13 protein-coding genes are annotated in these 13388 nt (G+C 68.3%); all 13 read left to right on the top strand.

The window, feature by feature from the left end; genetic code table 11:
- The 13 genes from hutU to EGM87_RS18310 all read left to right on the top strand — a co-directional run bounded on the left by hutU (nt 1) and on the right by EGM87_RS18310 (nt 13387).
- Nucleotides 1–1668, top strand: coding sequence for a urocanate hydratase (gene hutU, locus EGM87_RS18370; RefSeq protein WP_065847677.1), 1668 nt, complete (start codon nt 1–3; stop codon nt 1666–1668).
- A 107-nt stretch (nt 1669–1775) separates the two neighbouring features.
- Nucleotides 1776–2639, top strand: coding sequence for a phenylalanine 4-monooxygenase (phhA, locus tag EGM87_RS18365; RefSeq protein ID WP_025551576.1), 864 nt, complete (start codon nt 1776–1778; stop codon nt 2637–2639).
- A 67-nt stretch (nt 2640–2706) separates the two neighbouring features.
- Nucleotides 2707–3747: a 4-hydroxyphenylpyruvate dioxygenase gene (gene hppD / locus EGM87_RS18360; protein ID WP_061937105.1), complete on the top strand. Its 1041-nt coding sequence runs from the start codon at nt 2707–2709 to the stop codon at nt 3745–3747.
- 312 nt (nt 3748–4059) lie between these two features.
- The gene (gene cpaB / locus EGM87_RS18355; protein ID WP_137708685.1) at nt 4060–4971 is read left to right on the top strand and encodes a Flp pilus assembly protein CpaB; all 912 of its coding nucleotides are present in this window, start codon (nt 4060–4062) and stop codon (nt 4969–4971) included.
- A 218-nt stretch (nt 4972–5189) separates the two neighbouring features.
- The gene (locus EGM87_RS18350) at nt 5190–6311 is read left to right on the top strand and encodes a type II and III secretion system protein family protein (protein ID WP_044662947.1); all 1122 of its coding nucleotides are present in this window, start codon (nt 5190–5192) and stop codon (nt 6309–6311) included.
- Nucleotides 6312–6313: 2 nt separating this feature from the next.
- Nucleotides 6314–7465 (top strand): CpaE/TadZ family protein, encoded by a 1152-nt coding sequence (locus EGM87_RS18345; RefSeq protein ID WP_103001776.1) that lies wholly within the window; start codon nt 6314–6316, stop codon nt 7463–7465.
- The gene (locus EGM87_RS18340; protein ID WP_137708686.1) at nt 7462–8790 is read left to right on the top strand and encodes a TadA family conjugal transfer-associated ATPase; all 1329 of its coding nucleotides are present in this window, start codon (nt 7462–7464) and stop codon (nt 8788–8790) included. The genes EGM87_RS18345 and EGM87_RS18340 overlap by 4 nt, the downstream gene beginning before the upstream one ends.
- Entirely contained in the window at nt 8784–9659 is an 876-nt protein-coding gene (locus EGM87_RS18335; protein WP_137708687.1) for a type II secretion system F family protein, read from the top strand. The genes EGM87_RS18340 and EGM87_RS18335 overlap by 7 nt, the downstream gene beginning before the upstream one ends.
- A complete protein-coding gene (locus tag EGM87_RS18330; protein ID WP_025551563.1) occupies nt 9659–10522 on the top strand; it encodes a type II secretion system F family protein in 864 nt (287 codons plus the stop codon). The genes EGM87_RS18335 and EGM87_RS18330 overlap by 1 nt, the downstream gene beginning before the upstream one ends.
- 8 nt (nt 10523–10530) lie before the next feature.
- Nucleotides 10531–11133 (top strand): tetratricopeptide repeat protein, encoded by a 603-nt coding sequence (locus EGM87_RS18325; protein ID WP_025551562.1) that lies wholly within the window; start codon nt 10531–10533, stop codon nt 11131–11133.
- Nucleotide 11134: 1 nt separating this feature from the next.
- On the top strand, nt 11135–11338 hold the full coding sequence (locus tag EGM87_RS18320) for a hypothetical protein (protein WP_103001658.1): 204 nt from the start codon (nt 11135–11137) through the stop codon (nt 11336–11338).
- Entirely contained in the window at nt 11335–13131 is a 1797-nt protein-coding gene (locus EGM87_RS18315) for a TadG family pilus assembly protein (RefSeq protein ID WP_025551560.1), read from the top strand. Before EGM87_RS18320 ends, EGM87_RS18315 begins: the two co-directional genes overlap by 4 nt.
- Before the next feature lie 73 nt (nt 13132–13204).
- On the top strand, nt 13205–13387 hold the full coding sequence (locus EGM87_RS18310) for a Flp family type IVb pilin (protein ID WP_025551558.1): 183 nt from the start codon (nt 13205–13207) through the stop codon (nt 13385–13387).
- The last annotated feature ends 1 nt before the right edge of the window (nt 13388 follow it).

Raw genomic sequence — 13388 nt, 5'->3', positions numbered from 1 at the left:
ATGACTCGGATCGATAATGGGCGTGTTGTTCGGGCGGATATTGGCACCGTTCTGCGGGCGAAGAGTTGGTTGACCGAGGCGCCTTTGCGGATGCTGATGAACAATCTGCATCCCGATGTGGCGGAGCGGCCGGAGGAGTTGGTCGTCTATGGCGGGATCGGGCGGCCCGCGCGGGATTGGGAGAGTTATGACCGGATCGTCGAGACGCTGACGCGGCTGGAGGAGGACCAGACGCTGCTGGTGCAGTCGGGGAAGCCGGTGGGGGTGTTCCGGACGCATGCGGATGCGCCGCGGGTGCTGATCGCCAATTCCAATCTGGTGCCGCATTGGGCGAATTGGGCGCATTTCAACGAACTCGATAGGCGTGGCCTCGCCATGTACGGGCAGATGACGGCGGGGTCGTGGATCTATATCGGCACGCAGGGGATCGTGCAGGGCACCTATGAGACTTTCGTCGAGATGGGGCGGCAGCATTATCAGGGCGATCTTTCGGGCAAGTGGCTGCTGACCGCCGGGCTGGGTGGAATGGGGGGCGCGCAGCCTCTGGCGGCGGTGATGGCGGGGGCTTCCTGCCTCGCGGTGGAGTGTCAGCCGAGCCGGATCGAGATGCGGTTGCGGACGGGATATCTGGATGTGGCGGCTTCCTCGATTGACGAGGCCTTGGCGATCATCGGGGAGAGTTGCCGGGAGAAGAAGCCGGTTTCGGTGGGGTTGCTGGGCAATGCGGCGGAGGTCTTGCCGGAACTGTTCCGGCGGGGGGTGCGGCCCGATCTGCTGACCGACCAGACCAGCGCGCATGATCCGGTGAACGGCTATCTGCCCATCGGGTGGACCGTGGCGGAGTGGATCGAGCGGCGGGAGCGGGAGCCTGAGGCGGTGGCTAGGGCGGCGAAGGCGAGCATGGCGGTGCATGTGCGGGCGATGCTCGACTTTCAGGCGGCGGGGGTGCCGACGACCGATTATGGCAATAATATCCGGCAGATGGCGAAGGATGAGGGGGTCGAAAACGCCTTCGATTTTCCGGGGTTCGTGCCGGCCTATATCCGGCCCCTGTTCTGCCGGGGAGTTGGGCCGTTTCGCTGGGCCGCGCTGTCGGGCGATCCGGAGGATATTGTCCGGACCGACGCCAGGGTGAAGGAGTTGCTGCCCGATGACGCGCATCTGCATCGGTGGCTGGACATGGCGCGGGAGCGGATTCGCTTTCAGGGACTGCCGGCGCGGATTTGCTGGGTGGGACTGGGGGACCGGCATCGGTTGGGGTTGGCCTTTAACGAGATGGTGGCGAAGGGAAAATTGAAGGCGCCGGTGGTGATTGGGCGGGATCATCTGGATTCGGGGTCGGTCGCCTCGCCCAATCGGGAGACGGAGGCGATGATGGACGGGTCGGATGCGGTGAGCGACTGGCCTTTGTTGAATGCGATGTTGAATGTGGCTTCGGGGGCGACATGGGTTTCGCTGCATCATGGCGGCGGGGTCGGCATGGGCTATTCGCAGCATGCGGGCATGGTGGTCGTTGCGGATGGAACCGAGGCGGCGGCCAGGCGATTGGAACGGGTGTTGTGGAACGATCCGGCGACCGGCGTGATGCGGCATGCGGATGCGGGCTATGAGATTGCCCGGACTTGCGCGCGGGAGAAGGGGTTGGACCTGCCGGGAATATTGGGATGACACTGTTTCAGATTTTTGGGTGATGTGATGATCCTGTTTCAGGAAAACGGGGAATGGGCGCGGAATTGAAACCCCTTTTCCCGTCTGGCGTGCGATAAGGCTTTCCTATGGCACATGCGGAACTGACACTTCCCGAAGGCGCGGCTGCGGACTGGACGGTTCCGCAGGACTGGGCGGCCTATACGCCCGACGAGCATGCGATGTGGGACCGGCTGTTCGAACGGCAGGCGGCGATGCTGCCCGGGCGGGTGGTGCCGGAATTTCTGGATGGGCTGGATATTTTGCGGATGACGAAGCCGGGGATTCCCGACTTTGCCGAATTGTCCGAGCGGTTGATGAAGCGGACCGGCTGGCAGGTGGTGGCGGTGCCGGGGCTGGTGCCGGATCGGGTGTTCTTCGAGCATCTCGCCAATCGGCGCTTCGTGGCGGGGCGGTTCATCCGCAAGCCGGAGCAGATCGACTATCTGCAGGAGCCGGACATTTTTCATGACGTGTTCGGCCATGTGCCCTTGCTGACCCATCCGGCCTTTGCCGATTACATGCAGGCCTATGGCGAAGGCGGGTTGCGGGCCGACCATATGGGGGCGATCGATCATCTGGCGCGGCTTTACTGGTACACGGTGGAGTTCGGGCTGATGCGGCGGGGCGACGACCTGCGGCTTTATGGCGCGGGGATCGTTTCATCCTTTGGCGAGTCGGTGTTCGCGCTGGACGATGCTTCGCCCAACCGGATCGGATTCGATCTGGAGCGGTTGATGCGGACCGAATACCGGATCGACGACTATCAGCAGAGCTATTTCGTCATCGACAGTTTCGAGGATCTTTTGCGCAGGACTTCGGACGTGGACTTCGGGCCGATTTATCGCGCGCTGGAAGGGGCGAGCGATCTGGCGCCCGATGCGGTGCTGGCGGAGGACCGGGTCTATCATCGCGGCACGCAGGACCATGCGCGGGCGAAGATGGCATGCTGACGCCGGAGACCGGTCCTGTTTTCGCTGCGGGCATCGCGCCTTTTCCATAATCGAGAGGATTGCCTTCATGGCCGACATCATCAATCCGCTGGGCCTGAACGGCTTCGAATTCGTGGAATTCACCTCGCCCGATCCCGAAGCCATGGGGCGGCAGTTCGAACAACTGGGCTTCGTCGCGAGCCATCGGCATCCGACCAAGAACATCACCCGCTACAGACAGGGGCGCATCAACCTGATGCTGAACCGCGACGATGCCGGGCGGGTGGCGGCTTTCCGGGGCGAGCATGGGCCGTCCGCGAGCGCCATGGCCTTTCGCGTGGCCGATCCGGAGGCGGCGATGCGATGGGCGCTGGAGCATGGCGCGAAGCCGACCGATGAGGACGACACCGTGATCCAGGGGATTGGCGGCTCCTATCTCTATTTCATCAGGGATGGGGAAGACCCGTATGCGGGCTGGGCGGAGTTTGCCGGGTGGCGGGAGGCCGAGGCGGCGAACAATGTCGGTCTCGATCTGCTCGACCATTTGACGCATAATGTGCGGCGCGGGCAGATGCGGGTGTGGAGCCAGTTCTACCGCACGCTGTTCGGGTTCGAGGAGCAGAAATATTTCGACATCAAGGGGCAGGCGACCGGGCTGTTCAGTCAGGCGATGATCGCGCCGGACAAGGCCATTCGCATCCCGCTCAATGAAAGTCAGGACGACAAGAGCCAGATCGAGGAGTTCATCCGCCAATATCATGGCGAGGGGATTCAGCATCTGGCGCTGACCACCGACAATATCTACGACACGGTGGAGAAGTTGCGGGCGCGGGGCGTCAGGTTGCAGGATACGATCGAGACTTATTATGAGCTGGTCGACAAGCGGGTGCCGGGGCATGGGGAAGATTTGGAGAGGCTGCGCCGGAACCGGATATTGATCGACGGGTCGGTGGAGAATGGCGAGGGGATTTTGCTGCAGATCTTCACCGAGAATATGTTTGGGCCGATCTTCTTCGAAATCATCCAGCGCAAGGGGAATGAGGGTTTCGGGAACGGGAATTTCCAGGCCCTGTTCGAGAGCATCGAGCTGGATCAGATACGGCGCGGGGTGATTTCGGTGGATGCCTGAGGGGGCGAACTCCCCGGTTTGATTTGCTGTGTGCTCCTGCGGCCCGAAGGGGGGCGTAAGCCAGGGCAGTAGCACGGGGGATTGTGGGGCAATCGGAACCGGTTCGGATCAATCGCGGCTGCTTTTGCGTAGCAGGCGGACGCAAAATCCCGGCGGCACCATATGCAAAGCGTGCTTTTCGCGCCCTGTCCGCACTCCATGACTTTGCACCATTCCGGTTGCTTCTTTCATGCCCTGACAATCGCCCAAAGCCTATGAATTCCCTCGGTCGAAGCATTTTGCGTTCACGCAATATGCGCATGGGGGAAAGCGATGCGTTTGGGTTTGAGGGCCAGGCTGACGATCGCCATCGGGCTGACCGCCGCTTCGGCTTTTCTGCTGCTGGGCGTCAGGGAATTGCGGAAGGCTTCCGCCGCGACGGTTGAGGGCCGGGGCCCGCCGGCAAGGGTGGCTGCGCCGGTCGCCCTGCTGGTGCAGGCGGCGCGGGCGATCAGGACCGGGGAGACGATCAGCGCCGCCATGATCCGCAATGCGGCGGGCGATCCGGCGCGCTTTCCCTATGCCGCGACATCCGCCGAAGTGGTGGGGAAGGTCGCCACGCGGGAGATTCCGGCCGGGGCGCTCATCGCCCGCGACGCGGTGGGGATGGAGAGCAAGCTCGCCATTCGCGTGCCCATGGGGATGCGCGCCATCAGCATCGACACGACGGCGGAGATCGCCGTGGCCGGGCTGGTCCGGCCGGGCGACCGGGTGGATGTGCAGGTCGTCTATCCGGGGGCGGACGCCATCAGCGGGGCGCGGGGAGCCGGACGCAGCCGGGCGCAGACGCTGTTGCAGATGGTGCAGGTTCTGGCCGTCGGTGAAGTGGTGGTGGGGACGCAGCAGGCGTCCGGAGCCAATGACGGCGTGGAGGGGGCGCTGGCCGCCCCTCCCCCGCCTGCGCGGACGGTGACGCTGGCCTTGACGCCGGAGCAGGTGTCGACGCTGTCGCTGGCGAAAAGCACGGGCGCGCTGACGCTGTCGCTGCGCAATCCGGCGGATAGCGCGCAGGTGGCGGTGGCCGTCGCGGCTTCGGCCGGGTTGGAGCCGGGGGTCGCGCCGGTCGCGCCTAGGGTGGTGGCGGTGCCTGCGCCGCGTGCCGTGGTCCGCCCGGCGGCGCATGCCATCGAACTGGTCGTGGGCGACCGGCGCGAGACCATCTATTCGGGGAGTGGCGGGCGTTGAGGAATTCCGGGCATTTTGGGTTGAGCCTTTCGATCCGGTTCAGGGACGCGGATTGGTCTTGTTTTCAGTCATCCCGGCGGAAGCCGGGATCTCCGGCGATAGGGCGCGGTCTGGCCTCACGAGATCCCAGCTTACGCTGGGATGACGGTGTTTATGGGCGGCGCGCTGCTCTATGGCCGGTCGCCGGGTTGATCGCGCTGGCCTTGCCCTTGGGGGCGATGGCGCAGACGGCGTTGCGGGTGAAGGAGCAGCATGTCCTGTCCTACCCCCGCGCCATCGGGCGGGTCGAGGTGGATCGGGAGGGGGTGCTGGCCGTCGCCGCGCCTTCGGCCCGGTCGCTGCGGCTGACGGCGATCGGCGAGGGAGAGGCGACCGTCAGCGTCTATGGCGGCGATGGCGGGTTGATCGCGCGAGAGCCGGTGCGCGTGGGGGCCGATGCGGCGGCGAGCGCGCCGGTGGTCCGGGCGGGCGAGCAGGTGGTGGCGGTGGATGTGCAGTTCGCCGCCGTGTCCGCCACGACGCTGAAGGCGCTGGGGTTCAATTTCTCCAGGCTTTCCGGCGATATTCAGGGGGCGATCGTTTCGCCCAGCAGTCTGGGGAGCGCATCCTTCAATCCCGATGGGCTGTCGCTGGAGGCGAGCGCGCCGATCCAGAATGCGTTCAACCTGTTCCTCTCCGCCCCCAATCGGGGGATCGGGGCGGTGTTGAGCGCGCTGTCCTCCAACGGCCTGTCGCAGCTGCTGGCGCAGCCGACCCTGCTGGTGCGGTCCGGCGAGCAGGCGAGTTTCCTGGCCGGGGGCGAGTTTCCGGTGCCGGTGCCGCAGGTTTCGGGGTCCGGCAATACGCTGTCCATCCAGTATAAGGAATTCGGGGTGCGGTTGTCGGTGACGCCCTTCGTGTTGTCGAAGGAGCATATCGTGCTGAAGATCGCGCCGGAGGTCAGCGAACTCGATTATAATAATGGCGTGCAGTTGCAGGGCTATGTCGTGCCGGGGCTGCGGCGGCGGTCGGCGGAGACGACGGTCGAACTGGGCAGCGGGCAGAGCTTCGTCATCGCAGGCCTCAGCTATTCCAGCCAGACGGTGACGAAGGAGAAGACGCCCCTTCTGGGCGATATTCCGGTGCTGGGCGCCTTCTTCAAGCGGCAGCAGAACCAGAAGGAGAAGCAGGAGCTGATCATCGTCGCCACGCCCCGGCTGGTGGGGCCGGTGAAGCCGGAGGAGGTGCCGCCCCTGCCCGGCGCGGCGACGGCGGGCATCGATCCGGGGATAGGCGACATGATTTTGGGCACGGACGGGCTGGACCAGTCCAGCGCGCCCTTCGGCGTGGTGCGGCGGTGAGCATGGCGAAGATCCTTCTGCTGTCGGTCGACCGGATGCTGGCGCAGCGCATCGAGGAAGCGGCGGGCGGCCGCGCCACGGTCGAGCTGGCGCAATCGGTCGAGAGCGAGGCGCTGGACGGGCCGGCGCTGATCGTCATCGACCGCGCCGCCATTCCGCCCGAGCGCGCCCTGTCGGTCGCGATCGGCGCCGTGGTGGCGGGCGCGGGCGGGCGGCCCGTGCTGCTGGCGACGGATGAGATGGAGGCGGGGCCGCTGCTGCGCGCCATTCGCGCCGGCGTGCACGACGTCGTTCCGCGCGACGGGGAGCGCGGGGAGATCGCCCCCATATTGGCGCGGCTGTTGAACGAGGCGGCGGCGGACCGGGGCAGCCGGGGACGGCTGACGCTGCTGCTGGGAGCGGATCGCGACGCCTGCGCGATGGTGGCGACGGACATGGCCGTCGCCACGGCGGCGCGGGGATCGACGCTGCTGATCGACTGCACCCTGCCGACGAGCGCGGCGGCGACCTATCTGGACCTGGGCGTCGATTATGGGCTGGCGTCCGCGATCAGCGACATGGACCGGCTGGACGCCAGCCTGCTGGCCAGCACGGTGGCGCGGCATGGGCCGAGCGGGTTGATGCTGCTGACCTTCGACGGCGGGACCGGCGCCGAACCGGCAGGACTGGGCCCGGGCGACCTGGCGGCGCTGATCCGGCGGCTGCTGGGCTGTTGCGGGCATGTGGTGTTGAATGCGGGGAGCCTGCGCCATGGCGGGCTGCTGCGCGAGGTGGTGGCGGAGGCGGATCGGGTCGAACTGCTCTGCGGCCAGACCATTTGCGAGATCGAGGCGTGCCGCCGCCTGCTGGACAGGATCGGGACGGAGCGCGAGCGGATAGAGGCGATGCGGCTGCTGGTGTGGGACCATCTGCCCGGCGTGCTGCTGGATGGGCGGCGGATGGCGGATGCGCTGGGGGTCGGCGCGGCGCTGGCGCTGCCCATCGACCGGGCGCGGATGCGCAATGCGCTGAACGCCGGGCGGCCGATGGCGATGGAGGCGGATGGCGGGGCCTATATGGCGGCGATCCGGCGGGTTTGCGGGGTCGCGCCGAAGCCCGGCGGGATCGACCGGTTGCGGGGGGCGATGCTGCGCGTCGTCCAGCGTGCGTCATGAGCCTGCTGACCGGCGAAGAGGGCTTCATTCCGGCGCGGGAGGTGCGGATGGCGCCTGTCGCGCAGCCGGCGGCGCAGCGGATGAGCGACATCTATCAGATCGCCAAGGCGCAGACCTGCGCCCAGTTGATCGAGCAGCTGGAGGCGCGGGGCGATACGGCGGAGACGCTGGGGCCGAGGGCGCTGCGCGAGGAGATAGAGCAGGTCGTCGCCAGCCGCAGCCGCCGTGGGCAGATGGCGCTGAACAGCGCGGAGCGGCTGCTGCTGATCGAGGATGTCGAGGATGAGGTGGCGGGCATGGGCCCGCTGGCGCCGCTGCTGCGCGATCCAGGGGTGGACGACATCATCGTCAACGGGCCGGGGCATATCTATGCCGAGCGGGGCGGGTTGCTGGAGAAGGTCGAGACGCGGTTTCGCGACGACGCGCACCTCATGAACATCATCCAGCGGATCGTCGGGCCGATCGGGCGGCGGGTGGATGAGGCCAGTCCCTATGTCGATGCGCGGCTGGCGGACGGGTCGCGGGTGAATATCGTCATTCCGCCGGTGGCTCTGGATGGGCCGACGCTCTCTATCCGCAAGTTCCGGTTGCAGAGCATGACCATCGAGGACTGCGTTTCGGCGCAGATGATGAGCGCGGACATGGCGGCTTATCTGAGCGCGGCGGTGCGGTCGCGGCTGAACATATTGATCTGCGGCGGGACGGGGGCGGGCAAGACGACTTTGCTCAACATGCTGTCGACCTTCATCGGCGACCGGGAGCGGCTGATCACCATCGAGGACGCCGCCGAACTGCAGTTGCGGCAGAGCCATGTGGTGCGGCTGGAGACGCGGCCGCCGACGGTCGACGGCAGCCGCGAGGTGAGCAGCCGCGAACTGGTGCGCAATGCGCTGCGGATGCGGCCGGACCGGATCATCCTGGGCGAGGTGCGCGGCGTCGAGGCCGTGGAGATGTTGCAGGCCATGTCGACCGGGCATGACGGGTCGATGGCGACGCTGCACGGCAATAGTCCGAGGGACGCCTTTGCGCGGCTGGAGATGCTGCTGGGCTTTGCCGGGGTGCAGAGCGATGTGCGGGCGATCCGGCGCTTCATCGCCAACAGCGTGCATGTGGTGGTGCAGTTGCAGCGGCTGTCCAACGGCAGCCGGCGGGTGATGTCGGTGAGCGAAGTCACCGGGCTGGAGGGGGACGCCTATTCGCTCAATGAACTGTTCGCCTTTCAGGAGCAGCCCGCGCTGTCGGGGACGGGGGAATTTCGCACTTTGTCGTTGCGGCCGTTTTTCGCGGGGCGGCTGAGGGATTATCGGGGCGGGCGGCCGTGCTGAGCGGGGCGGCCTTTCTGATATTGTCGCTGCTGATCCTGATGGGGATCGGCTGGCCATTGCTGGCGCGGCAGGCGCGGCAGCGGGCGGCGATCGACCGGCGGCTGGGACTGGCCCCGACGGCGGCGATGCCGCGCCCGGCGGTGCTGGCGGCGCCGGACCGGATGGCGCCGCTGCTGGCGCAGGCGCAGATCGACGTGACGGCGCGGGCGCTGGGTATGGTCGGCGGCGGGCTGCTGCTGATCGCGCTGTTCGCCCTGCTGGCGGCGGGGCCGGTGGCGGCGCTGGCGGTGGTGGCGGGCGTGCCGATGGCGCTGGTCGGCTGGGTGCGGCGGCGGGCGCAGCGGCGCGTGGAGGCGCTGATCGAGGCATTGCCCCATTATATCGACGCGGTGCGGCAGATGCAGGCGGTCGGCAATTCGCTGGCGCAGGCGCTGGACCGGGCGCTGGCCGACGCGCCCGCCGTGGTGCGGAGCTATATCGCGCCGGTCGCAAGGCGGCTGGAGCTGGGCGCGCCGGTGGCCGATGCGATGCAGGTGCTGGCGGAGCGGCTGCGCGTTCCTGAAATATCGATGCTGGCCGCCGCGATCCGCACGAACATGCGCTATGGCGGGTCGATTTCGGCGGTGCTGCTGAACCTGGCCAACATCCTGCGCGAGCGCATCCGCATCAAGCGCGAGCTGAAGGCCGCCATTTCCGAAGCGAAGATCAGCGGCCGGGTGCTGATCGTCATGCCGCTGGTGGCGATGAACCCCGATTATATCGGTTTCTTCCTGCGCGATCCGCGCGGGCATCGGCTGGCGGCGATCGCGCTGGTCTTGCAGGGCATGGGCATGCTGGTGATGCGGCGGGTGATGAGGCTGGCCTTCTGATGGGGGCGCTGTTCCTCCTTTGCGCGGCGCTGGGCGTCGCCTGCGCCGCGATGGGCGTGCGGATGCTGCTGGCCGACCGGCGGCTGGAGGCGCGGCTGGGCATGGCGGGCGACCGGCCGGGCTTCCGCCTGCCCGTGGCCTTCGCCGCCAGGGGGCGGGACCGGTCGGAGATTGCCGACAGGCTGATGCTGGCGGGGTTCCAGGATGCGCGGGCGGCGGACCGGTTCGTCTGGGCGCGGATGGCGGCGACGGTCGGCGCGGGGCTGGCGGCGATGCTGGTTTCGCGGATCGGCTGGGGCGGATTCCTTGCCCGGCCCCTGCTGATCGTCATCGCCGCCGGCCTGACCTATGTCGGGGCGAAGCAGGCGATCCATCTGCTCGCGGCGCGGCGGGCGCGGGCGATCATGGCGGAATTTCCCTTCCTGCTGGACCTGATGCTGATGATGCTGGAAAGCGGCATCTCGCTGGACCAGTGCTTCCGCGCCATTGCGCGGGACGAGGCCATTGCGGTGCCGCACCATGCGCGGCTGATCGCGATGCTGGTCGCCGATCTCGACCGGGGCATGCGCTATGAGCAGGCGCTGGACCGCTGGGCGGCGCGGGTGGCGGTGAACGGGGCGAAGGAACTGGCGGCGCTGTTCCGCCAGGCGCTGTTCCAGGGGGTCGAGCTGGCCCCCGCCCTGCGCGAATTCGTGCGGGAGTTCACCCAGCGCCGCGTCGCCAGCGCGCGGGAGGCGATGGGCGGCATCACCGTGCGCATGGTGGTGCTGATGATCCTGTTCTTCATGCCCGCCCTGTTCGTGGTGCTGGGCGGGCCGCCAGTGGTGGCGATCTTCGATACTTTGCGGGGGGTGTCGCAATGAGGCGGTTGATGCTGGCGGCGATGCTGATGGCGGCCGCGCCGGGGGAAGCGGAGGAAGCGCCCGACACGCGAGGGCTGTATCTGCAACTCATCCACCAGGCGCGGGCCGACGGGCGGCCACGGGCGGCGCTGGCCTATCTGGACGATTTCGAGCGGCGCTATCCGGGCGATGCCGAGGCGCGGCTGCTGCGGGTCAACAGCCTGATCGACCTCGGGCAGATCGACGCGGCGGAAGTGGTGGTCCTGCCGCCGGAGACGGCGGGCGGTGGGGTCAGCGCGGTGCGCGGGCATCTGCTGGCGGCGCGGGGGCGGTGGGACGAGGCGGCGGCCTGGTACGAGCGGGCGAGCCGGGCGAGTCCGGCCGATCCGCTGCCGCGCAATGCGCTTGGCTATGCGCTGTTGCGGGCCGGGCGGGTCGGCGCGGCGATAGAGGCGTTGCGCGGGGCGAGCGATCTGGGGCCGCAACTGGCGGTGGTGCGCAACAACCTGCTGCTGGCGCTGATCATCGGCGGGCGGCGCGACGAGGCGGAGGCCGGGTTGCGCCGGGCGGGAGACGGGGCGCTGCGGCAGAAACTGGCGGCGGAAGCGGCGCGGATCGGCAAGGGAGGATGAGATGGTGGTGCTGTTGCTGATGGCGGCTGCGCCCGCGCCGGCGCCGGCGCCGGCGGGCGAAGCGCGGCGGGTGGTGGAGGCGCAGCTGAAGGCCCCGGTGCGCGAGGATGCGGGGCTTTCGGCGGAGGAGGCTGCGGTCATTCGGCAGCGCTATCTGGAGTCCATCGGCCGGCGGGTCGAGCGGGCGGTGGACGGGGCGCGATGATCCGGGCGCTGTGCATCGCGTTTCGTCGGGCATGGCTTCGGCGGCTGGCTGGCGACCGATCCGCCGCCGTCGCGCCGCTGATCGCGGCATTGGGGGCGGTGTTGATCGGGGCGGCGGGGTTCGCGCTGGATGGGGGGCTTTATTATGTGAGCCTGCGCAATCTGCGGGCGGCGACCGATGCGGCTGCGCTGGCCGCCGCGCAGAATCCGGCGCAGGCGGCGGCGCGGGCGCGCGATAGCCTGAGCCGCAACGGATATGATCCGGCCATTCTCCGATCGGTCGAACTGGGCCGCTATTGCGCCGATGCGGGGCTGGGCGCGGCGCAGCGCTTCGACGCGAGCATGGCGCTTTGTCCCGGCAATGGGCGGGTCAACGCCGTGCGCATCCGCACCGGGAAGCCGGCGCGCCAGTTCCTGATGCGCGTGCTGGGTCCGGCCAACCCCCTGCCCGACCTGTCGGCCAGCGCCACGGCGGCGCGTATCGACGAGGCGGGGATCGGCATCAGTTCCGGCGTGCTGACCGTCACCAATGCGCTGGTGAACAGCGTCAACGACCTGCTGAGCGCGCTGCTGGGGATCAAGCTGCGCCTCTCCACCGCCGATGTCGAGGCGTTGATGGCGAGCCATGTCGATGCCGGCCTGTTCTTCGACGCGCTGGCGCAGCGGGTCGGGGAGAGCGGCAGCTATGGCGCGCTCACCGCGCGCACGGTGGCGCTTCGCGACCTGCTCGCCGCCGCCGCCAGCGCGGCCGACAACAGCGCGACCGCCGCGACCCTGAACCTGCTGGCCGGGCAGGTCGGCAATGGATATGCCGTGCCGCTCAACGGCCTGTTCGGCCTGGGCGTGTGGAAGAACATGCCGGTCGGCGGGGCGGACGAGAAACCGGCCCTGCGCGCCGGGATCAATGCCTATCAGCTCTTTTCCTACGCGGTGCAGGCGGGCAATGGCGCGGTGGACCTGTCGGACGCGGTCGGCACCGTGGCGCCGGGCAGCAGCGTCCTGCTGGCGGCGATGGCGACCGGGCCGATGGACCGGCCCCGCTTCTCCTTCGGTCCGGCGGGGGAGACCGGCGTTTCCACGTCCGCCTTGCGGCTGCAACTGGATGTCGGGATCAGGAATGTCAGCCTGCTGGGCGTTCCGCTGATCGTCGTCAACCTGCCGGTCACGATCGACATTGCGGCGGCGCAGGGGCAGGTCAGCGCCATCGATTGCCCCGACACGGCGGAACAGGCGCGCGACACGCGGGTGACGGTGCAGGCCGGCAGCGGCCTCGTCAACGCCTATATCGGCGCCTTGCCCGCCGGCGCCATGACGCGGCCGATGCCGCCCCTGTCCGCCGCCGACGTGCGTCCGGTCCAGATCGTCAATGTGCTGGGCGTCGTCGCGGTGGACAGCCGCGCGGTGGCGCAGCCGGTCATGGGCGCGAGCGGCGCCGTCGTCTTCGGCCCCGGCGGGCAGGGCCGCATAGGCCGTCCCGGATCGCCCGGCACGCCCGCCAGCATCGGCAACGGGGCGCAGGTCGGGCCGCTGCTGACATCGCTGGTGGGCAGCCTTGGCGGACAGGACGGGTTGCAGGTGACGTTGCTGGGATCATGCCTGCCGATCGTCTGCGACGCGACCCGGGCGCTCGCCCGGTCCCAATTGTCGAGCGCGGTGGTCAATCCGGTCGCCGGGCTGGTCGGCACCACCATCGATCCGCTGGTCACCAATCTGCTCGCCGCGCTGGGCGTCCAGCTTGGCCATGCGACGCTCTGGGCGACGGGCGCGCGCTGCGGGGTGCCGGTGCTGGTGTGAGTTTTCATGGCGGCGCGCGGTTCCCCCTCGCCATGCGCCGCCGGTCCTTTGCGGAGGGGATTGGAGGACAAGCATGAACAAGTTTCTGGGTTCGCTGATCGCGAAGCTGGCGCGGGATGAGAAAGGCCTGACGGCGGTGGAATATGCCGTGCTGGGCGCGGTGGTGGTCGCCGCCATCGTCGCGGTCGGCGCCAATTTCCGCACGCAGCTGGGCGCCGCCTTCACGACGATGTTCAACAGCGTCAATCCGGGCTGAT

Origin of the sequence: Sphingobium sp. RSMS (genome assembly GCF_005406185.4) — a bacterium.
In the GTDB taxonomy this organism is placed as follows: Bacteria; Pseudomonadota; Alphaproteobacteria; order Sphingomonadales; family Sphingomonadaceae; genus Sphingobium; species Sphingobium fuliginis.
Note: the sequence above shows the minus strand (reverse complement) of the source record. Positions and strands in the feature narration are given on the sequence as shown.

Coding starts and splice junctions, on each gene's coding strand:
- EGM87_RS18315 (WP_025551560.1), top strand. CDS start 11,335: ATGATCCGGGCGCTGTGCATCGCGTTTCGTCGGGCATGGCTTCGGCGG.
- hppD (WP_061937105.1), top strand. CDS start 2,707: ATGGCCGACATCATCAATCCGCTGGGCCTGAACGGCTTCGAATTCGTG.
- EGM87_RS18345 (WP_103001776.1), top strand. CDS start 6,314: ATGGCGAAGATCCTTCTGCTGTCGGTCGACCGGATGCTGGCGCAGCGC.
- EGM87_RS18310 (WP_025551558.1), top strand. CDS start 13,205: ATGAACAAGTTTCTGGGTTCGCTGATCGCGAAGCTGGCGCGGGATGAG.
- EGM87_RS18320 (WP_103001658.1), top strand. CDS start 11,135: ATGGTGGTGCTGTTGCTGATGGCGGCTGCGCCCGCGCCGGCGCCGGCG.
- cpaB (WP_137708685.1), top strand. CDS start 4,060: ATGCGTTTGGGTTTGAGGGCCAGGCTGACGATCGCCATCGGGCTGACC.
- EGM87_RS18340 (WP_137708686.1), top strand. CDS start 7,462: ATGAGCCTGCTGACCGGCGAAGAGGGCTTCATTCCGGCGCGGGAGGTG.
- phhA (WP_025551576.1), top strand. CDS start 1,776: ATGGCACATGCGGAACTGACACTTCCCGAAGGCGCGGCTGCGGACTGG.
- EGM87_RS18325 (WP_025551562.1), top strand. CDS start 10,531: ATGCTGGCGGCGATGCTGATGGCGGCCGCGCCGGGGGAAGCGGAGGAA.
- EGM87_RS18330 (WP_025551563.1), top strand. CDS start 9,659: ATGGGGGCGCTGTTCCTCCTTTGCGCGGCGCTGGGCGTCGCCTGCGCC.
- EGM87_RS18350 (WP_044662947.1), top strand. CDS start 5,190: ATGGCGCAGACGGCGTTGCGGGTGAAGGAGCAGCATGTCCTGTCCTAC.
- hutU (WP_065847677.1), top strand. CDS start 1: ATGACTCGGATCGATAATGGGCGTGTTGTTCGGGCGGATATTGGCACC.